Below are 19,546 nucleotides of genomic sequence, written 5' to 3' on the forward strand. Positions count from 1 at the left end.
TGCCGCGAGTGTCGCGGCACAGGAAGGCGGGGTACTCAGCCTCGGTTGAGTAGCGCACCCGATTCGCCGCGTCGCTGTCCGGCCGCATGCTGTGGGCCATGGTGAGTTATCCCTGCCCGTTCTGCGGTGCGCCCGCCGAGCTCGAAGGCGGCTGCAGCGGCTGCGGCCGGCCGCCGTTCCCCGACGCCGCGGAGGTGGTGCGGCTCAACGGGCGCACCATCGAGCTGTACGCCGAGGTCGAGGCGGCCCGCACCCGCTACGGCGCCGCGGTGCAGCGCTTCAACGCCGTGCAGTCGCAGCGGAACATGCTCGCCGCCCGCGTGAAGGCCGCCGTCGCCGCCGGGTCGGAAATGCCGCCTGTTGCGCCAAGTACTGCGAAATTCCCGGCGCCGGGGCCGGTAGCCGGCACTCCGCAGGGCGGCACGAACGAGCCGGCCGCCGGGTGGGCATCGCCGCAGGGGACCGGAGCCGCCGCGGCGCGGGCGTTGCCGGGGGCCGGGGACGCTGTGGCGCCGGTGAGCGGCTGGCCCGGCGGTGCGCAGGCGGCGGGGCGGCAGCCGGAGGCGGCGCCGCGCACGGTGCAGAACCTGCTGTTCGTGTTCGGCGGGCTACTGCTCGGCAGCGCCGCCATCGTCTTCGCCGCCGTGGCGTGGGCCAGCTTCGGGGTGCTCGGGCGGGCCGCCATCCTCGGCGTCGTCACGCTGCTGACGCTCGCGGTGCCGCCGGTCGCGCTGCGGCGAGGGCTGCGGGCCACCGCCGAGACGTTCGCGGCGCTCGGGGTGTTGCTGGTGCTGCTCGACGGGTACGCCGCGTGGTACGCCGACCTCGGCGGGGTCGCGCGGGCCGCGATGCCGACGACGTACTCGGGGCTGGTGTTCGCGGCGACGGCGGCGGTGGCCGGCGGGTACGCGGCGCTGACCCGGCTGCGGGCGGCGCGGCTGGCCGCCGTGGTCGCGGTGCTGCCCGTGCTGCCGCTGCTCGCGCTGCACCGCGGGTTCGGTGCGACCGGCTGGACGCTGGTGTTCGTGTGCGTTGCGGTGCTCGGGGTGCTGATCGGTCGTACCGTGGAGCGGCTCGCCTGGATCGCGGCGGGCGTCGCGGTGCTGTCGGCGCTGCCGCCCGCGCTGCACGCACTGGCCACTGTGGACGGTGTGCCCGCGGCCCTGCGGATCGGCGGGGTCATGGCGCTGCTCGCGGCGCTCGTCGTGGTGGCCGGGCTGGCGCACGAGGGCACGACGCAGGCGGGCGCCGGGATCGCCGTCGGCATCGTGGCGATGGCCGGGGCGCGGCTGGTCGCCGAGGTGTTCCCGCACCAGCGGTACGCCGCGTTCGCCGCCCTCGCGCTGCTGCTCGCCGCCGCCGCAACCGTTGTGCCGCAACGGGTCCGCCGCGGCGCGCGGGTGGGCGCGATCGTGGTCGGGGCCGGGTTCAGCGCCCCGTACGTGTACCTCGCCGTCCTCGCCGCCGTGCAGACCGCCGCCCGCGCGCTGCCCGCCTGGCGCCCGCCGGCGGCCCCGGCGCCGCCGGTCCTGCCGTACCAGCTCTTCGACTGGCAGGAGCCCGCCGGCCTGGCACTGCTCGGCGCCGCGCTCTGGCTGCTGCTGCGCCACCGCGCCGTACCGTGGACGTCGGCCGTCCTCGTCGCCTTCGCCGCCCCCGCGGCCGCCACGGCCGTCAACACGTCCGTGGTGTCCATTGTGGACGCGGTGGTACTGCTCGTGCTCATCGGCGCCGCCCTGCGCACCGACCGCATGGCGGCCGCCGCGATCCCGTTCGTGGCCGCGCATCTGGCGCTCGTCGGCCTCGCCACGCCGGCGGCGACCTTGGTCGTCTACGCGGTCCTCGGCGGACTGTCCACAGTGGTCGCGCTTCGTGCCGCCGATCGCGGCCTGGGCCTCCCGGCCGCCGTCGTGGCCCTGCTCACGCTGCCCGTCACGGCCGCCGCCGCCTTCCGCCTCCTGCGCATCGGTACCGCAGGATCCGGCCCCCTTCCGCCCGCCCTGCTCGGCGCGACGGCGGGCCTGGCGGCCGTGACCGCGGCGGCGTTCGCCATGCGCGAGCGCGCCGACAACGCCGGCACGATCGCCACCGCCACGGCCGGCGCCGCCGTGACGGTGGCCGCGTCGGTGCAGTCCGCGCAGCATGGCGGCACGACCTGGTTCGGCACGTACGCCGCGGCCGCCCTCGCCGCCACCTGGCTCGCCGCCCGCGCCTTCCGCCACGCGCCCTGGCCGCCCGCACCGTCTCCCGCCGCGTCGCCCTCCACCGCGCCCGCCGCGGACGACGACGCGAAGACGAACTCCGAGGGTGCCGCGACGCCGCCCGCCGACGCCGCGGAGCCGGAGCGCAAGGGCGCGTCGGGCCCCAGCGACGCGAACGGCGACGCGGCGGGCGGCGCCGCGGAAGGGAAGCGGCTGTCGCACGGCGCGGGTGGGGGCGAAGGGGCGCGGCTGGTGCATGCGGCGCCCGGGGTCGTGCCGCTGCTGCTGGCGGTGGTCTCGCTGGTGCCCGCCGTGGGCGAGGTGCTGCTGCGGCCGCTCAGCTGGCTCGGGGCGATCTGGAGCGGGGCGCCGGGTGGGGTGGGGGTCGGCTCTGGGGGTACCGGATGGTGGGGCACTGAACACGGCGCGTTCGGGGCGGGAGCGGCGGCCTGCACCCTCGCGGTCCTGGCCGGGCTCCTGGTGGCGGTGGCCCGGCGGGTCGGGGCGGACCGGTGGGGGTTCGCGGCGCCGCCGGCGAGCCTGGCCGTGATGCTCGGGTGCGTCGCGCTCGAGGCGCCCTGGCCCACCGTGCCGGCGGTCACCCTCGGTGCAGGGTTGGTCACCGGGCTCGGCGCGGCGCTGCGCCGGCCCTCACTCGGCGTGGCTGTCGGGGCGGTGACGTGCTGGTTCGGCGTGGTACCGGGGCTGGCCGGGCTGCTCGCCACCCCCGCGGCCACGCTGGCCGGGCTGTCGGCGATCGTCGCCGCCGCGGTCCTCGGCGGGCTCGCCGGGCGGACCGTGGCCGCCCGCGCGATCCCCTGGGCCGTCGCCGGGGTCGGCGCGGGGTGGCTGTCGTTCGCGGCGGCCCGGGCGGCGGACCTGCCGTTGCGGGCGGCGGCGTACTGGGTGCTGCTCGCGGCCGCGCTCGCCCTCGCTGCCGGGCGCCTGCTGCGCGGCCGCACGCTGCTGCCGGACCCGGTTCCGGCGCCCGTCACCGAGATGCCGACCGCCGGCTCGGCGCTGCCGGGCGGTGACGCAGCCGATTCCGGGCGCACGCCGCTGCCGGAGCCGACTCCGGCGCCCGTCGCCGGTACGCCCGCCCCTGGCCCGGCGGTCCCCGGCCGTGGCGCGGCCGGTTCCGGGAGACCGGTTGTGGTGCGCGGCGCGTGGGCGGCCGGGTTCGAGGGGCGGCTGCTCGAGAGCGTCGCGCACGGGATCGCGGTCGTGGCCGTGCTGCTCACGACCGGGTACGCGGGCGCGGCCGCCGGCGTCGTCGGGCTCTGGGGGGTCGCGCTCGGGCTGCGGGCGCTCGCGGGGCCGGCGCGCCGCGTCCACACCTGGTTGGCGATCGCGGCGGAGGTGCTCGCGTACGAGCTGGTGCTCGCCAACGAGGGGGTCTCGCTCGCCGAGGCCTACACCGTGCCGGTTGCGCTGGCGGCCGTGGTGGCCGGGTGGGTCGTGGCGGGGCGGGACGCGGCGGTGCCGAGCTGGACCGCGTTCGGGCCGGGGCTGCTCGCCGGGTTTGTGCCCAGTGCGGCGCTGGTGGTCGTCTCGCCGGGGGATCCGGTGCGGCGGCTGGTGCTCGGGGCGGTGGCCGTGGCGGTTCTGCTGGCCGGGGCCCGGCTGCGGCTCAGGGCGCCCATAGTCGTCGGCGGCGCGGTGCTCGTGCTGGTCGCGTTGCACGAGGTGGCGTTGTACTGGGACGAGCTGCCGCGCTGGGCGCCCCTTGCGGTCGCGGGGGCGTTGCTCGTGGGGTTCGCCGTGACGTACGAGCGGCGGCTGCGGGACCTGGCGCGGCTGCGCGCGGCGATGGGGCGCATGCGGTAGGCGGGCGCGAGCGGGCCGCGGGTGCCGGCCCGCTCGCGGCCCGGCGCTACACGGCGACGATCGTCGAGGTGCGGCGGGCCCGCTCGGCGGCGGAGAGGATGTGGACCACCTGGGCGCCGAACGCGGCGTCGCAGGCGTGCGGCACGCCCGTCGTGGCGGCGTCGAGCAGGGCCGAGACCGCGGTGCCGAAGGCCTCGACCTGGGTCGTGTCCCAGGCGGGGAGGGTCGTGGCGCCGTGCTCGCCGAAGTACGAGAAGCCGAAGCTCGTCGCGTCCGGAGCGGCGTCCAGGGTGAGCGAGAGGGTGCTCGCGGCGCCGCCCTCGTGGCGCAGGAGCAGGTGGGCGGTGTCGCGCGGGCCCTCGGCGGCGGAGAGGTCCACGACGGGGCCGAGCAGCGGCAGGATCACGGACAGGGCGTGCGGGCCCAGGTCCCACAGGCCGCCGTGCTCCTTGCGCCAGACCGAGCCGGCGTAGGGGTTGCCGGCCTGGAAGATCGAGGTGTACATGGTGCCGTGCGCCGCATACCAGCCGCCGAGGGCGGCGTTGTCGCGCAGGAAGGTCTCGATCGACGGGACGAAGCGGTTCGTGAAGAACACGACCGTGGCGACGCCGGCGCTGTTCGCGGCGGCGACCACCTCGTCGGCGGCGGACGGGTCCAGGGCCAGGGGCTTGTCGAGCAGCAGGTGCTTGCCGGCCTTGGCGGCGTGCACGGCGAGGGGTGCCTGGACGTCCGGCGGCAGGGCGATCGCGACGGCGTCGACGTCGGCGAGCAGCGCGTCGACGTCGCCGTAGGCGGGCACGCCGTAGCGCGAGGCCAGGTCGGCCGTCCTGTCGGGGCTGCGGCCCCAGACGCCGGCGAGCGTCGCCGAGGGGTGTGTGGAGAGCGCGGCCGCCTGCGTGACCGTCGCCCAGTGTCCCGTGCCCAAAACGCCGAATCGCATCGGACCATTGTTCCCCAAGGCGGGCCGGCGACGATCACCGGCCGAGGTGGGTCGCCCGGCGAACCGTGCCGTCAGACCCGGGCCGCGCGGCGGCGGGAGCGCTGGGCGGGTGGGGTGGTGGTGCGGGGCGTCTGGCCGGGCGGGCCGCCGCGGTGGCTCGGGTCGCGGCCGTTCGGGTCGCCGCCTCCGCCGCCGGGCGGGCGGCCGTTGGGGTCGTTCGGGTCGTACGGGTTGCGCGGCGGCGGGCCGCCGGGCTGCACCGGCGGGCGGGACTTCTCCGGCGGGGCGTCGACGATCTCGGTGATCGCGGGGAGCTGCTCCTGCGGGCCGCGCATGTCGTTGCGCTGGTCGCAGGCGACGTCGTTGAGGAAGAAGTCGCTGGGCGGGCCGGGCTGGCCGCCGTGGCCCCACACGCCGAAGGTGATCGCCTTGCCGGGCGGCAACGGGGCCTGGCCGGTGACGACCTGGGCGCCGACGCCGGGCTCGTAGCTGCCGACGCCCTCGATGCGCTCGACGGCCTGGCCGCCGCGGAACACGAAGCGCAGGGTCCACGGGTCGAGGGTGCGGTTGCCGACGTTGGAGACCCTGACCCGGGCCTCGAACGGCATGTCGCCGCCGTCGGTGAGCTGCGGGTGGATGTAGAAGTCGATGTTGCAGCCGGGCTTGGGGGCCCACGGCTTCCAGATGATCATGCCGGTCGTGGCGCCGGCGGCGGCCACCGTGGCGATGATCGCGGCCCAGGTGCGGCGGGTGCCGCGGTGGTCGCGGTGTTCGCGGCGGGGTGCCGGCAGGGCGCGGCGCGGGGCCTCGAGCTCCGCCGTCGGGGGGACGTGGACCTCCTGCGTCGAGGAGCCGTCCTCGCCGGGGAGTACCACGTGGATGCCGGTCGCCGCGGCCAGGACCCTGGCGACCTCGACGGCCGGCGGGCGGGCGTCGGGGTCCTTGGCCAGGCAGCGGCCGACCAGGCGGGCCACCTCGCCCGGCATGCCGGGGATCTCCGGCAGCGGGTGCGGGGGCTCGTACACGTGGTTGGCGATCATCTGCGTCGGCGTGTCCGCGTGCCACGGCAGGCGGTCGGTGAGGCAGCGGTACGCGAGCAGGCCCACGGTGTACACGTCGGTGGCGGGAATCACCCCGCCGCCGAGCAGCCGCTCGGGTGCGAGGTAGGCGGGGGTGCCGAAGACGGTGCCGTCGCGCTCGTCGTCGGGGTCGTACGAGCCGGTGAGGCCGGCGACGCCGAAGTCCAGGATCTTCGCGCCGGCCGCGGTGAGCATGACGTTGCTCGGCTTGATGTCGCGGTGGACCACCCCGCGCTCGTGCGCGGCGGCGAGGCCGGCGGCGACCTGGGCGCAGATCTGCGTCGCCCGGCGCCACGACATGGGGCCGGAGCGCAGGCGGTCGGAGAGCAGTTCGCCCTCGAGCAGCTCCATGACGACATAGGGGCGGCGGCCGTTGCGGCCCGCGGAGAGGTCGCCGGCCTCGCCGTAGTCGTGCACGGCGGTGATGTTGGGGTGCTGCAGCCGGGCCACCACCTGGGCCTCGGCCCGGATCCGCTCCCGGTTGCCGGGCTTGCTCGCGAGCTCGCCGGCGAGCAGCTTGATCGCGACGTCCCGGTCGAGGACGAGGTCGCGGGCCCGCCAGACGACCGCCATGCCGCCGGTGCCGACGGGTGCGATCAACCGGTACCTGTTGCCGAGGACCTCGTCGGCGCTGCCGCTCAACCCAGTTGCCGTTTCCTGATCGACTCCGGTCGCTGTACCTGGAAAACCGTACCGGGGAACCCTCGCGGTGGCGAGACCCAAAATGTGACCGACCCCGGCAAATCCCTCGCCGGGGCGGTCAACGGACGTGCGGAACAGGGTCGGAAATCCGATGTATCAGCCTCGCACCGTACCGACTCGGCCGGCTACAGCGTCAGGAGGTTGCCCTCCGGTACGACGATCTGCGGGCGGCCGTGCTCGAGGAAGGCCGCGGCCTGCTTCGCGGCGAAGCCGGGGGCCTCCGTGATCGCGGTGGCGTAGACGTCGGCGGTGTTGCCGGCGATGATCGGCCAGCCGTACCGCTCGCTGACCATGGATCGCGCCTGCTTGGCGACCCGGCGGGCGAACGGCTCGTCCTCCAGCAGGGTGCCGACCGACGCGGCCAGGGCCTCCGGGGTCTTGGCCGGAAACGTCACGCCGGTCACACCGGGCTCGACGATCTCGGCGAGCCCGCCGGTGGCGGCGACCGCGAGCGGCGCCCCGGCGGAGGCGCCCTCCAGGGCCACCATGCCGAACGGCTCGTAGATGCTCGGCACGACGAGCGCGTCGGTGGCCGCCATCAGCGCGGGCAGCTCGCCCTCGCCCATGAAGCCGGCGAAGCTGACCGCCCGCTGCAGGCGCAGCCGGCGCACCTCCTCCTGCAGCTCGGCGCGGTGCGGGCCGTCACCGGCGATGACGACCCGCAGGCCGTTGTGCCGGGCGCGCAGCTCCGGCAGCGCGGCGATGAGGTCCTGCACGCCCTTCTCATAGACCAGCCGTCCGGCGTAGCCGAGCAGGGGCCCGTCGGCGGCGAAGCGCGCCCGGGCGGCGTTGACCGCCCGCGACGGGGCCCGCCACACGGTGGCGTCGACGCCGTTGGCCACCACCGACACCCGCGCGGGCGCGAGGTCGAGCAGCCGGGTGACCTCCCAGCGCATGTACTCCGAGCACACGATGACGCGGCACGCCTCGTGCCCGAGCCACCACTCGACGGAGTGGATGCACTTGTTCATCTCGTCGGGCAGCCAGCCCTGGTGCCGTCCCGCCTCGGTGGCGTGGATCGTGGCCACCAGCGGCAGGTCGAGGCACTCCTTCAGGGTCACCGCGGTGTGGGTGACCAGCCAGTCGTGCGCGTGGATGAGGTCGTACTCCCCCGTGGCCGCGGCCCGCAACGCCGCCCGGGTGAGGGTGTGGTTGAACGCCATCGTCCACGCCAGCAGCGTCGAGGTCGCCAGCGGGAACAGCGGCGGGTCCTCGGCGGCCCGCACGACGCGCACGCCCTCCGCGTACTCCTCCAGCGGCGCGCCCGGCGCGTGCCGCGTCACGACCGTCACCTCGTGGCCCGCCGTCACCAGCGACGTCGCCAGCGCGTGGACGTGCCGGCCGAGGCCGCCGACCACCACCGGCGGGTACTCCCACGAGAGCATCAGAATGCGCAACGGTTGTCGGTTCCCGGTCCCGATGGTCTCGCTCACGTGGCCGCCCCCAAGTGATCGTTGATCAAAACGCTCGCCCAGATACCCACGCACGGCAGCGATTACACGCGCGGTATCGCCCCCGCGCGTGAGCCGTTGGGTGGGTTTGAGACTCATCCTGCCCGGCGAGGGTTACCGGGGCGGCAAATCTCATTTCTGTGGTGTAACGGTCAGCCGACATTCCTTCGTACGCGCAGGGCCTCCGCGACCGACCAGGCCTGGAACGGGCAACCCGTCGCCCGGTGGGGTGGGTCCCCGTCCGCTGTCTCGCTGACCGAACCTACGCCCCACTCCCACAGATGCGCCTCGATACCCTGCAACAACGCTTCGTGCTCCTGCGCAGATCGGGCCGACCGGGCATCGGCATATGGGCCGATCATCCAGGGCCACACCGTCCCCTGGTGGTAGGCCGCGTCGCGCTGCGACGGGCCGCCCGAGTGCGTGCCGACGTAGGCCGGGTCATCGGGGCCCAGGCTGCGCGGCCCGAGGGGCGTGAGCAGGGCGGACACGCCGTCGGGAAGGGGGCGCCCGCGCATCGGGCCGCGGGGCAGGCTCCACGCCAGCAGCTGGTTGGGGCGCAGCGCCGGGTCGTCGCCGGCGGGCCCGTCGACGACGTCGAAGAGGGGCGTTGCATCCTGCACCGCCGTTGCGGAGTGCAACCGGCGCCCGAGCGGGAAGCGCCGCTCGAAGCTGTGCCGGGCCCGCTCGTGCAGCGCCCGCACGTCGCCGGCGTCGCGGCCGAGGCGCTCGTTGAGGGCGGCGATCGCGGCGAGGCCGTTGATCCACAGCGCGTTCACCTCGACGGGCTTGCCGGCCCGCGGCGTGATCGGCACGCCGTCGACGCGGGCGTCCATCCACGTGAGCGCCACGCCCGGCGCGCCCTGGGTGATGAGCCCGTCGGCATCCGCCCGGATGCCGTAGCGCGTCCCCCGCAGGTGTGCGGCGACGACCTCGTCCAGGGCCGGGAGGAGCTCGGCGGCCAGGTCGTCGTCACCGGTACCGCAGACGTGCCGGTCGACCGCGTGCAGGAACCACAGGGTGGCATCGACGGTGTTGTGCTCGGTGCGCCCGGTGTCGGCGGTGTTGGCGAGCATCCCGTCGTCGAGCGTGGCGGCGTACGCGCGCAGCAGCTCGCGGCCCTCGTCGTACCGGCGGGTGGACAGGAAGAGGCCCTCGTAGGAGGTCATCGTGTCGCGGGACCAGGTGCCGAACCACGGGTACCCGGCCACGACGTCGGGCGCGCCCGCGGCGCCGGCGACCACGAACGCGTCGGCGGCGAGGACCAGGGCCCGGTCGACGTCGTCGCTCGCGTCGTGGGTGAGCGCGCGGTTGCGCCGGCGGGCCGACTCGACGATCCGGGCGGCGCCCCGGGCCTGCTCGTGCGTGCCGGCCCACGCCTCGACCTCGAGGCTCTCGCCGGGCTCCAGGCGGGCGGTGAACCCGCCGGCGAAGAAGAGGTCCTCGTCGGGCGTCAGGCCGCGGTCGCGCTCGAGGCGGGCGTGCGCACCGCGGTACCACTGCCGGACCTGACCGAACCCGGGACCTTCCAGGCGGAAGGCCCGCTCGACGACCGCGCCGCGCTCGTGCGCCTCCACCGCCGGCTCGGGCCCGGCGGCGGTGCGCTCGCCGTGCACGTCGCGCCAGGTGACCAGCGCCTTGAGGGTGAGCGTGACCGGGCCGGGCGCGCTCACCAGCCGGTGCACGACGCCGAGGTGGGCGCGGCCGTGGACCATGGCGAGCTCGCGCTCGAGCACGACCGGGCCGATCCGCCAGCGCCGGCGCGGCAGCCCGTCGACGAGGTCGAAGCGCTCGAGCAGGGTGTGCCCGGCCGGGCTGATCACGCCGCCGGACCACTCGTGCACGGCGAGCTCGACGGCGGCGCCGGATGGCAGAGTGAGCACCGGGTCCAGGGCGGCGAGGGCCAGGTGTCGCCGGCCGGGTTCGCCGGGTTCGGCGGCGACGAGCAGCCCGTGGTACCGCCGGGTCCGAAGCCCCGACACGGTGCCCATCGCGTAGCCGCCGGTCCCATCCGGGACAAGCCACTCACGCGTCGCACCTGCCGTCAAATCACCACATATCTGCGGACCGAACACCACCATGCGCACAATCTTGGTGGCTAGGGGTGGCGGGCGGCGAGCGCTTCGCCACAAGATTATTGATCAAGGGGGGTGGTGGTGTAGGAACAAATGCCACGGAAGGGGTCGAATGTTGGGTCTCAACTTGACCGAAACATGAACAACGGAGAATAGCTGCGTGATCGAGGACGATGGGAACGCCGAGCGCCGAAGGCTGGCCGAAGCCGACAGCGGGGAGCGCCCATGGCGGGGCTGGGGGCCCTACCTGTCCGAGCGAGCCTGGGGCACGGTCCGGGAGGACTACAGCCCCCACGGCAACGCCTGGGACTACTTCCCGCACGATCAGGCCCGCTCCAGGGTGTACCGCTGGAACGAGGACGGCATGGCGGGCATCTGCGACGACCGCCAGACGTTCTGCTTCGCCCTCGCGCTGTGGAACGGCCAGGACGCGATCCTCAAGGAGCGCATGTTCGGCCTCGGCGGCGACCTCGGCAACCACGGCGAGGACGTCAAGGAGTACTGGTGGTACCTGGACTCCACGCCGACGCACTCGTGGATGCGGTGGCGCTACCACTACCCGCAGCGCGCGTTCCCCTACGACGACCTCGTCGCCGAGAACTGCCGGCGGGGGCGCGACGAGCCGGAGTACGAGCTGGTCGACACCGGCATCTTCGACGAGGACCGGTTCTGGGTCGTCGACGTCGACTACGCCAAGGCCGGCCCGACCGACATGTGCATCCGCATCCGCGTGGAGAACCGCGGGCCTGAGGCGGCCGAGCTGCACATCCTGCCGACGCTGTGGTTCCGCAACACGTGGGCGTGGGGGCTGCCCGGGCGCGACTACCGCCCGGAGATCCGCGCCAAGGACAACGGCCTGCTCGCCGAGCACCGCCTGCTCGGCCGCCTGGCGCTGACCGGCGACGGTGCGCCGCAGCCGCTGTTCTGCAACAACGAGACCAACGGGCCGCGGATCTGGGGCAAGCCCGGTGAGGAGTACCCCAAGGACGGCATCGGCGACCACGTCATGCACGGCACCGACAGCGTCAACCCCGAGGGCGTCGGCACCAAGGGCGCCCTGCACTACGTCGTCACCGTGCCGGCCGGGGGCTCGCACGAGATCCGGCTGCGGCTCAACCTCAACGCGCCCGGCGCCAAGGACCTCGCGCCGGCCGATCTCAAGGCCGACTTCGAGTCCACGATGAGCCGCCGCCGCGCCGAGGCCGACCGGTACTTCGACGACCTCGTCCCGGGCGAGGCCACCGCCGAGGAGAAGATGATCGTCCGGCAGGCGGTCGCCGGGCTCATGTGGGGCAAGCAGTTCTTCCACTTCGACGTGGCCCGCTGGCTGACCGGCGACCCGGTCTCCGAACCCCCGCCGGAAGGCCGGCGCTACGGGCGCAACTCGCACTGGTGGCACATGAACAGCTGCGACGTGCTGTCCATGCCCGACCCGTGGGAGTACCCCTGGTATGCCGCCTGGGACCTGGCGTTCCACTGCGTGGCGATCGCGCGCGTCGACCCCGGATTCGCCAAGGAGCAGCTGCTGCTGCTCCTGCGCGAGTGGTACATGCACCCCAACGGGCAGATCCCGGCCTACGAGTGGGCGTTCAGCGACGTCAACCCGCCCGTGCACGCCTGGGCCGCGCTGCGCGTCTTCGTCATGGACGGCTCGCACGACTTCGACTTCCTCGCCCGCGTGCTGCACAAGCTGCTGCTGAACTTCACCTGGTGGGTCAACCGCAAGGACGCGGAGGGCAACAACGTCTTCGAGGGCGGCTTCCTCGGCCTGGACAACGTCGGGCCGTTCGACCGCTCGGCGGCGCTGCCGGTCGGCGGGCGCCTCGAGCAGAGCGACGGCACCGCGTGGATGGCGATGTACGCGCTGAACCTGCTCGACATGTCGCTCACCCTCGCGGTGCACGACCGGGTGTACGAGGACATCGCCGCCAAGTTCCTGGAGCACTTCGCCTACATCGCCGACGCCGCCTACGAGTTCGGCCTGTGGGACGAGGAGGAGGCGTTCTTCTACGACGTCCTGCGCACCGCGGACGGCCAGCAGATCCCGCTCAAGGTCCGCTCCGTCGTCGGCCTGCTGCCGCTGACCGCCACAACGATCATCAGCTCCTCGACGCTGCGCCGGCTGCCCGACGTCGCCGCCCGCCTGCGCTGGTTCCTGACCAACAAGCCGGAGTACGGCGACGTGGTCGGCGCGAAGAAGAGCCGCGGCGGCCAGCAGCTGCGCCTGCTGTCGATGGTCGGCCCGGACCAGCTCATCCGCATCCTGCAGCGCATGCTCGACCCGGACGAGTTCCTCTCCCCGTACGGCCTGCGCACCCTGTCCCGCGCGCACAAGGACGAGCCGTTCACGGTGCACCTCGGCGACCACGCCTACACCGTCGGCTACGAGCCCGGCGAGTCCACGAGCGGCCTGTTCGGCGGCAACTCGAACTGGCGCGGCCCGATCTGGATGCCCGTCAACTACATCCTCATCGAGGCCGTGCGCCGCTTCGCGGAGTTCTTCGGCGACGACCTGCAGGTGGAGTACCCGGCGAACAGCGGCAAGATGGCGACCCTCGGGGCGGTGGCCGACGACCTGTCGCACCGCCTGGTGAAGCTGTTCCTCAACGACGAGCGCGGCAACCGGCCGGTCTTCGGCGACGTGCCGCTGTTCCAGTCCGACGGCGCCTGGCACGACCTGCTGCTGTTCTACGAGTACTTCCACGGCGACACCGGGGCCGGTCTCGGTGCGGCGCACCAGACGGGCTGGACGGCGCTGGTGCTGGATCTGATCCTGACGTTGCGTACTCCGCCGCCGACGGATCCGCGTTCCTGAGCGGGCCATTTGCGGGGCTTTTGCGGGGCTTTTGCGGGGCTTTTGCGGGGCTTTTGCGACAAGTCGGGCGCTGGCGCGCCACGACTTGTCGGATTTATACCCCGACAGGGGATAAATCCGATCATGTGCCGAATCTCGCGGCCCGGCTAGCGCTCGGGGGCCAGGCGGTGGCGCACCGCCCACAGCGCGGCCTCGGTGCGCGACGCGGCGCCGGTCTTGCGCAGCAGGTTGGAGACGTGAACCGTCACGGTGCGGATGGAGATGCCCAGGGAGCTGGCCACCTGCTGGTTGGTCATGCCGGCGGCGAGGCAGCCGAGCACCTCGAGCTCGCGGGCGGTCAGGTCGCCGCCGGCGCGCAGGCTGTGCAGGAGGGTCTCGGCCTCGGCCAGGCGCCAGCCGGGCCAGTGCGCCAGCAGCGCGACCGCGCGCTCCGCGTGGCGGCGGGCCTCGCCGGCGCGGCCGAGGCGCAGCAGGGCGTGCGCGACCGCGGTGTGCACGGCGGCCTCCTCGGCGCGGTCGGTGTTGCCGAAGCCCGGATCATCGGCGCTCTCCAGCGCGGACGGGAGCAGGGACACGGCCTCGGCGTCGCGGCCGGCCGCCACGGCCAGCAGCAGCCGCAGCCGAGGCGGGCGCTCGGCGACGTGCTCCTCCACGACGGCGGCGGGCACTGCTCCGTGCAGGGCCCAGCGCGCCGCCTCGGCCAGCCGGGCCGCGTCGCATCCGCCCACACAGTCGCGCAGCATTTCCGCGGGATCCGCCGGGTGTACCCCACGAGCCGCCACCGCCACGCGCAGCACCCGCACGAGGCCCGAGTCGCGGCCCTCGGCATCGGCGCGGGCGAGCATCCGCACGGCGAGCGGGTCGTCGCCGCGCTCCAGGGCGAGCAGCCCGGCGCGGGCTGCGAAGCCGGCCCGCTCCACCGGGTCGCCCTCGATCGGCAGGCGGGACCACACGAGGGCCTCGGCCCGGGCCAGGTCGCCGGTGCGGATGGCGTGCGCGACGCCGAGGCTCGTGGTGCGCCCGGCGCAGAACTCGAGGCCGTACCGGCCCAGGGTCGCCATCGCGTCGTCGAACAGCCGCCAGCCGGCGACCTCGCCCGACCCCGGCAGCGCGACCACGACGAGGTTGTGCACCGCCCGGCCGATCGCGACCGGGTCCCGCTCCCGCGCGGCGAGCTGCCGGGCCGCCCGGAGCAGGGCGACGCCGTGCTCGGCCGCGCCGGTGAGCGCCTGCGCCGTACCGAGGGTCACCGACGCCGACGCGATGCCGGCACCGGCCCGCTCGGCGGCCGCGAGCGCCGCCTCGGCCAGCGCGAGCGCGCTCGCCGCGCCCTCCATGCGCAGCGCGCTCTCCGCCTCCGCGGCCCGCTGCCGCGCCAGCGACGCCGGCGAGCCGCCGATCGCCGCGGCCCGGTCCAGCGAGCGGCGGTGCCCGTCGGGCTCGCCCAGGCACCAGCGCGCGGCGGCGAGCTGCCGGTGGGCGTCGGCGAGCTCGTCGTCGCACCCCTCGGCCTCGTTGATCCAGTCGGCCGCGTAGTCGGCGGCGAGGCCGAACCGCGCGCTGACGAACGCCGCTGCGGCACCGACCGCGACCAGCGCCCGCCGCTGTATCGCGGCCTCGTCGGCTTTCTCCCCCGCCGCGCCCGGCGCCCGCCGCTGGACGGCGGCCTCGTCGGCCCCTTCCCCCGCCGCGCCGGGCGTCAGCCGCTGGACGGCGGCCTCGTCGGCTTTCTCCCCCGCCGCGCCCGGCGTCAGCCGCTGGACGGCGGCCTCGTCGGCCCCGTTCCCCGATGCGCCCGGTGAGGGCCGGTGCGGTGACTGCCGCTGTATCGCGGCCTCGACGGCGCCGTCCCCGATCGCGCGCGGCGAGGGGCGGTGCGGCAGGCGCAGGCCGAGCGCGACCAGGTCCAGGGCGGCGTCGGCCAGGCCCTCGGCGAGGCTCGCGGCGGCGCCCCGGGCGGCGGCGGCCCGCGCCTCGGCGGTGTCCCCGAGCGCGGCGGCGTGCCGGGCCAGGGCCGCGTCGTCGCCGAGCTCGACGGCGAGGCCGCGGGCCAGGGTGTGCACGCGGGTGCGTTCGCCCGGCATCGCACCGGCGGCGAGGGCCTCGCGCAGCAGCGGGTGGCGGAAGCGCAGGGAGCCCGCGGGGGCGAGGTCGGGCGCGATGAGCAGCAGGCCGAGGTCGAGCAGGCGGCGCAGGGCCGGCTCGACATCGCCGCCGCACACGTGCACGAGGACGTCGCTCTCGACCGGGTCGCCGAGCAGCGCCGCGGCCCGGGCAACCCGCCCGACCAGCTCCGGCTCGCCCCCGACCGGCTCGACGAGCAGGCCGACCACGTGTGCGGGCAGGGGCGCGCCGGCGAGGTCGTCGGCGGTCCCGTACGCGGCGAGCAACTCCGTCAACCAGAACGGGTTGCCGCCGGTGCGCCGCAGCGCGCCGCGGACGGTGCCGGGCGCGGGCGCGCTGCCGTACTTGGCCTCGATCAGCTCGGCGGTCTCGCGGGCGTTGAACGGGGCGAGGTGGATGCGGCGTACGGACGGCCCGCCGCCGAGGCGGCGCAGCGTCCGCGCGGCGGCGAGGGCGAAGGCGGCCTCCTGCGGCGGGCGGCTGGTCACGAGCAGCAGCGCGCGGAGGCTCTCGGCGGCCGCGGCGAGCTCGGCGACGAGCGAGAGGCTGGCCGGGTCGAGGTCGTGCAGGTCCTCGACGACGACGATGCCCAGCTTCCGTCCACGTTGGACACGCGGCGAGGCATCGGATATTTCCGATTCGGTACCCACATCAGCGCCATCGCCACGGAATTTCGTGAAATGTCGGATAAGTCCGGACGCGGAGCGCCTGGACTTATCCGCCCGAACACCGAAGTCCTCGACGGTCGTGCCCGCCGCGTCGCCGACGTCGCCGGCGCGCTCGTCGAGCCGGCCCGCGTCCGCCTCGAGCAGGGCGCGCACCACGTCGACGGCGGCGCGCAGCGTCGTGGCCGGGGCCAGGCGCGGCTCGGCGCCGTCCGCCGAGCGTTGCGCCAGCCGGTTGAGCAAGGCTTCGTCCACGGAGAGCCCGGCGGCGGGGCGGCCGCTGAGCACCGATGCCAGCCAGTCGTGCGGCGCGGCCCCAAGCGACCGCGCGGCGCCGCGCACCACGGGCGTCCCGGTCAGGTCGAGGCGCTCGAAGATCTCCGCGACGAGGCGGCTCTTGCCGCTGCCACCCTCGCCGGTGATCAATATTATGCCTGGTCGCCGGGCCTGCCACGCCTCCGCGATCTCGGCGAGCTGTGCGGCTCGGCCGATGAAGGGGGCGGTTGGCATGCGGCCACGATACGCACAAGTGCGTAGTGACGCCCGCGGTACCGATGCGGCACGCTGTCACGCATGGCAGAGGGCGTGGCAGAGGGCGTGATCGACGGGGGTCACCAGCCGCTCGCGTTGCACTGGGCGGCGCGCACCGATGTGGGACTGGTGCGCAGTACCAACCAGGACTCGGTTTTTGCCGGTGACCGGCTCCTCGCGGTCGCCGACGGCATGGGCGGGATGGCGGCCGGCGACGTCGCCAGCCGGCTCGCCATCGAGGCGATGGGCCCGCTCGACGAGGAGTTCGCGGGCAACGACCTGCTGACGGCCCTGCGCACGGCGGTCTCCGACGCCAACCGCCGCATCCGCGACGAGGTCGAGGCCGACCCGGCGAAGCTCGGCATGGGCACGACCCTGACCGCGATCCTGTTCTCGGGCGATCGCATCGGCCTCGTCCACATCGGCGACTCGCGGGCGTACCTGGTGCGCGGCGAGGAGTTCGGCCAGATCACCAAGGACGACACGTACGTGCAGCTGCTGGTCGACGAGGGCCGCATCACGCTCGACGAGGCGGCAACGCACCCGCAGCGCTCCCTGGTGAGCCGGGTGCTGCAGGGGCAGCCGACCGATCCCGTGTACTCCGTGACGGCCGCCCGCGCCGGGGACCGCTACCTGCTGTGCAGCGACGGGCTGTCCAGCGTGCTGCGGGCGGAGACGATCGAGGAGGCCCTGCGCGAGTACGCCGACGTCGACGAGTGCGTCGAGCGCCTCGTCGACCTGGCCCTGCGCGCCGGCGGCCCGGACAACATCACCGCCGTGGTCGCGGACATCGTCGGCGACGACGTGCCCGAGCCGAAGGGCCTGCGCCAGCGCCTGCGCTCCTGGCTCGGCCGCGACGAGATCACGGGCGCCCGCCTCCCGGCCTAGCCGGGCCACCTCCCGGCCTGCGCCAGCGCCCGCGCTCGCGGCTCGGCCGCGACGAAATCACGGGCGCCCGCCTCCCGGCCTAGCCAGGCCGCCTCCCGGCCTAGCCGGGCCACCTCCCGGCCTGCGCCAGCGCCCGCGCTCGCGGCTCGGCCGCGACGAAATCACGGGCGCCCGCCTCCCGGCCCAGCCGGCGCGACGACCGGCGACGGCGTCGGGGGCGTCCAGGCGGCGATGCGCTCGGCGCCCCGCGTGGTCGCGCTCGCCGGGGTGAGCCGCGCCAGGGTGCGCACGACGGCGCTCGCCACGGCACCGCGGGCGCCGGCGACCCGCCCGACCTGCCACGAGCGCCGCGCGACGAGGGCGACCCGGGGCCGCCGCTCGGCGTCGTACCGGCGCAGCGCGGCCTCTACCTCGCCGTCGCGGCCCGTGTCCCCGGCGGGCACGAACCCGGCGAGCGTCACCGCGTCCTCCAGGGCCTGACAGGCACCCTGCCCGAGATTCGGCGTCATGGCGTGCGCCGCGTCGCCGACGAGCGCGGTCCGGGCCCCGAACCGCATGGGCGCGACCGGATGCAGGTCGAGCAGCGGATGGTGCAGCAGCGTCGCCGGATCGGTCGCGGCCAGCAGCGCCGGGATGGGCACGTGCCACCCGCCGAAGGCCCGGCGCAGCTGATCCAGCTGCGTTTCCTTCGCGTCGGTACGCAAGGGAGCCGGCGCCGCCGCGTACCAGTACACGCCCCGGCGCCCCATCGGCACGTGCCCGAAGCGCAGCCCGCCCGGCCCCATCGTCTCGCCGCCCTCGAGCGCACCGCCCATCGCCTCGGCCGGCACAACGGCCCGCCACGACACCTGCCCGCTGTCGCGGATGCGCACCTGCGGGGCGTACGCCGCCCGCACCACGCTGCCGATCCCGTCCGCGCCAACGATGAGGTCCGCGTCGAGCTCGCGGACGTCGCGCACCTCGGCCCCGGTCCGCACCTCGAGCCCATCGGCGAGGATCTCGTGCAGGTCCGCCCGGTGCACCACGATCGGCCCACCGGCGCCCACGCCCGCGCCGCCGTCACTAGCGCCGCCCGCGGGGTGCGCGAGGTATGCGGCGCCGCCCGCGGCATGCGGGACGCCGCCCGCGGCGTCCGCGGGGTGCGGGACGCCGCCCGCGGCGTGCGCCGGGTGCGCGAGGTGCGCGGCACCACCCGCGCCGTGCGGGACGCCGCCCGCGGGGTGCGGGGCGGTGACGGGGTGCGCGGTGGAGGGGGCGTCAACGGGCGGGGCGGTCATCCGGACGCGGGTCAGCCAGGTGCCGCTCGCGGTGCGGAGGCCGCCGCCGGTGATGGGGGCGCCGGCGGCGCGTACGCGGTCGCCGAGGCCGAGCCAGTCCAGGGCGAGCAGCGCGTTGGGCCACAGGGAGAGGCCGGCGCCGGCGGCCTCCAGGGTGGGCTGGCGCTCCAGGACGGTCACGTCCCAGCCCCGCAGGGCCAGGCCGCGGGCCGTTGCCAGGCCGCCGATCCCGCCGCCGACCACGATCGCGCGCATTGATCCCCCTCGAACCCGATATTATGATGATATGTCGGATTTATCCGGCCTAGCGGAGCGGCCGGATAAATCCACTACAGCTGTAGTAAGACGCTACACCTGTAGTATGTGTGCTGTGAAGCGGGCGGAGGACGGGCGGAAGAGTCGGTTAGCGGACGCGGCCGTCGACGTGCTGGGGCACGACGGGGTGCGGGCGCTGACCCATCGGGCCGTCGATGCGCGCGCTGGGGTGCCGCAGGGGACCTGCAGCTACCACTTTCCTACCCGCAATGCGCTGCTGACCGCCGCGCTCGAGCGCATTGCCGAGCTCGACCTGGCCGAGTCCGAAGGGCAAGAGCTCGGGGCCGTGCTCGCGGCGTGGGCCGGGTCGCACCGCACGCGGGCGCGGTTCATGCTCATGCTCGATCCGCAGGCCCGGCGCGAGCTGGGCGACGCCGCGGCGCGGCTGGCCGACGGGTTCGTCGAGCTGGCCGAGAAACTTACCGGGTCGCGGGCGCGGGCGCGGCTCATGATCGGGCTGATCGACGGGCTGCTGCTGGACGAGCTGACGCGCGGTACCGTCGGCGACGACGAGCGGCGGGAGCGGATCGCGGTCATCGAACGCATCGTTGGCATGCCCTGACGAGGGCCGCTGGGCTGCTGAATCAAGCATTTGCTCTGGCGGTAACCCCGGGGCGGGCCGGGTCGTTGTGGATGATGAAAAACCCCCGGCGCTC

The 19,546-nt window shown here is 75.1% G+C and carries 10 protein-coding genes; 4 read left to right on the forward strand and 6 right to left on the reverse strand.

Features of this window, described 5'->3' with window-relative positions:
• The first annotated feature begins 98 nt into the window (after window positions 1-98).
• On the forward strand, window positions 99-4,028 hold the full coding sequence (locus ABD901_RS06955) for an SCO7613 C-terminal domain-containing membrane protein (RefSeq protein WP_345122489.1): 3,930 nt from the start codon (window positions 99-101) through the stop codon (window positions 4,026-4,028).
• Between the two features lie 46 nt (window positions 4,029-4,074).
• Here the strand turns inward: ABD901_RS06955 and ABD901_RS06960 are convergent, their stop codons facing one another.
• From ABD901_RS06960 to ABD901_RS06975, 4 genes are all read right to left on the reverse strand, one after another.
• Entirely contained in the window at window positions 4,075-4,968 is an 894-nt protein-coding gene (locus tag ABD901_RS06960) for a Gfo/Idh/MocA family protein (protein ID WP_345122491.1), read from the reverse strand.
• 71 nt (window positions 4,969-5,039) lie between these two features.
• Entirely contained in the window at window positions 5,040-6,689 is a 1,650-nt protein-coding gene (locus ABD901_RS06965; RefSeq protein WP_345122493.1) for a protein kinase domain-containing protein, read from the reverse strand.
• A 185-nt stretch (window positions 6,690-6,874) separates the two neighbouring features.
• Window positions 6,875-8,134, reverse strand: coding sequence for a glycosyltransferase family 4 protein (locus tag ABD901_RS06970; protein WP_345123543.1), 1,260 nt, complete (start codon window positions 8,132-8,134; stop codon window positions 6,875-6,877).
• A 218-nt stretch (window positions 8,135-8,352) separates the two neighbouring features.
• On the reverse strand, window positions 8,353-10,281 hold the full coding sequence (locus ABD901_RS06975) for an amylo-alpha-1,6-glucosidase (protein WP_380136286.1): 1,929 nt from the start codon (window positions 10,279-10,281) through the stop codon (window positions 8,353-8,355).
• 154 nt (window positions 10,282-10,435) lie between these two features.
• On the opposite strand from ABD901_RS06975, the gene ABD901_RS06980 reads away from it, so the two are divergent.
• A complete protein-coding gene (locus ABD901_RS06980; protein WP_345122497.1) occupies window positions 10,436-13,090 on the forward strand; it encodes an MGH1-like glycoside hydrolase domain-containing protein in 2,655 nt (884 codons plus the stop codon).
• Window positions 13,091-13,236: 146 nt separating this feature from the next.
• On the opposite strand, the gene ABD901_RS06985 is transcribed toward ABD901_RS06980, so the two are convergent.
• The gene (locus ABD901_RS06985) at window positions 13,237-16,389 is read right to left on the reverse strand and encodes a helix-turn-helix transcriptional regulator (RefSeq protein WP_345122499.1); all 3,153 of its coding nucleotides are present in this window, start codon (window positions 16,387-16,389) and stop codon (window positions 13,237-13,239) included.
• A gap of 63 nt (window positions 16,390-16,452) precedes the next feature.
• Between ABD901_RS06985 and ABD901_RS06990 the strand changes: the two genes are divergently transcribed.
• The gene (locus tag ABD901_RS06990) at window positions 16,453-17,298 is read left to right on the forward strand and encodes a PP2C family protein-serine/threonine phosphatase (RefSeq protein ID WP_425556662.1); all 846 of its coding nucleotides are present in this window, start codon (window positions 16,453-16,455) and stop codon (window positions 17,296-17,298) included.
• Window positions 17,299-17,459: 161 nt separating this feature from the next.
• On the opposite strand, the gene ABD901_RS06995 is transcribed toward ABD901_RS06990, so the two are convergent.
• Entirely contained in the window at window positions 17,460-18,830 is a 1,371-nt protein-coding gene (locus ABD901_RS06995) for an FAD-dependent oxidoreductase (RefSeq protein ID WP_345122501.1), read from the reverse strand.
• 115 nt (window positions 18,831-18,945) lie between these two features.
• Between ABD901_RS06995 and ABD901_RS07000 the strand changes: the two genes are divergently transcribed.
• Window positions 18,946-19,452: a TetR/AcrR family transcriptional regulator gene (locus ABD901_RS07000; RefSeq protein ID WP_345122503.1), complete on the forward strand. Its 507-nt coding sequence runs from the start codon at window positions 18,946-18,948 to the stop codon at window positions 19,450-19,452.
• The last annotated feature ends 94 nt before the right edge of the window (window positions 19,453-19,546 follow it).

It is taken from the genome of Dactylosporangium darangshiense (assembly GCF_039537565.1).
GTDB lineage: Bacteria > Actinomycetota > Actinomycetes > Mycobacteriales > Micromonosporaceae > Dactylosporangium > Dactylosporangium darangshiense.

What these genes read in the sequence shown, in the direction of transcription:
- ABD901_RS06955 (WP_345122489.1), top strand. Translation starts at nt 99, where the DNA reads ATGGTGAGTTATCCCTGCCCGTTCTGCGGTGCGCCCGCCGAGCTCGAA.
- ABD901_RS06960 (WP_345122491.1), bottom strand. Translation starts at nt 4,968, where the DNA reads ATGCGATTCGGCGTTTTGGGCACGGGACACTGGGCGACGGTCACGCAG.
- ABD901_RS06970 (WP_345123543.1), bottom strand. Translation starts at nt 8,134, where the DNA reads ATGCTCTCGTGGGAGTACCCGCCGGTGGTGGTCGGCGGCCTCGGCCGG.
- ABD901_RS06975 (WP_380136286.1), bottom strand. Translation starts at nt 10,281, where the DNA reads ATGGTGGTGTTCGGTCCGCAGATATGTGGTGATTTGACGGCAGGTGCG.
- ABD901_RS06985 (WP_345122499.1), bottom strand. Translation starts at nt 16,389, where the DNA reads ATGCCAACCGCCCCCTTCATCGGCCGAGCCGCACAGCTCGCCGAGATC.
- ABD901_RS06990 (WP_425556662.1), top strand. Translation starts at nt 16,453, where the DNA reads ATGGCAGAGGGCGTGGCAGAGGGCGTGATCGACGGGGGTCACCAGCCG.
- ABD901_RS06995 (WP_345122501.1), bottom strand. Translation starts at nt 18,830, where the DNA reads ATGCGCGCGATCGTGGTCGGCGGCGGGATCGGCGGCCTGGCAACGGCC.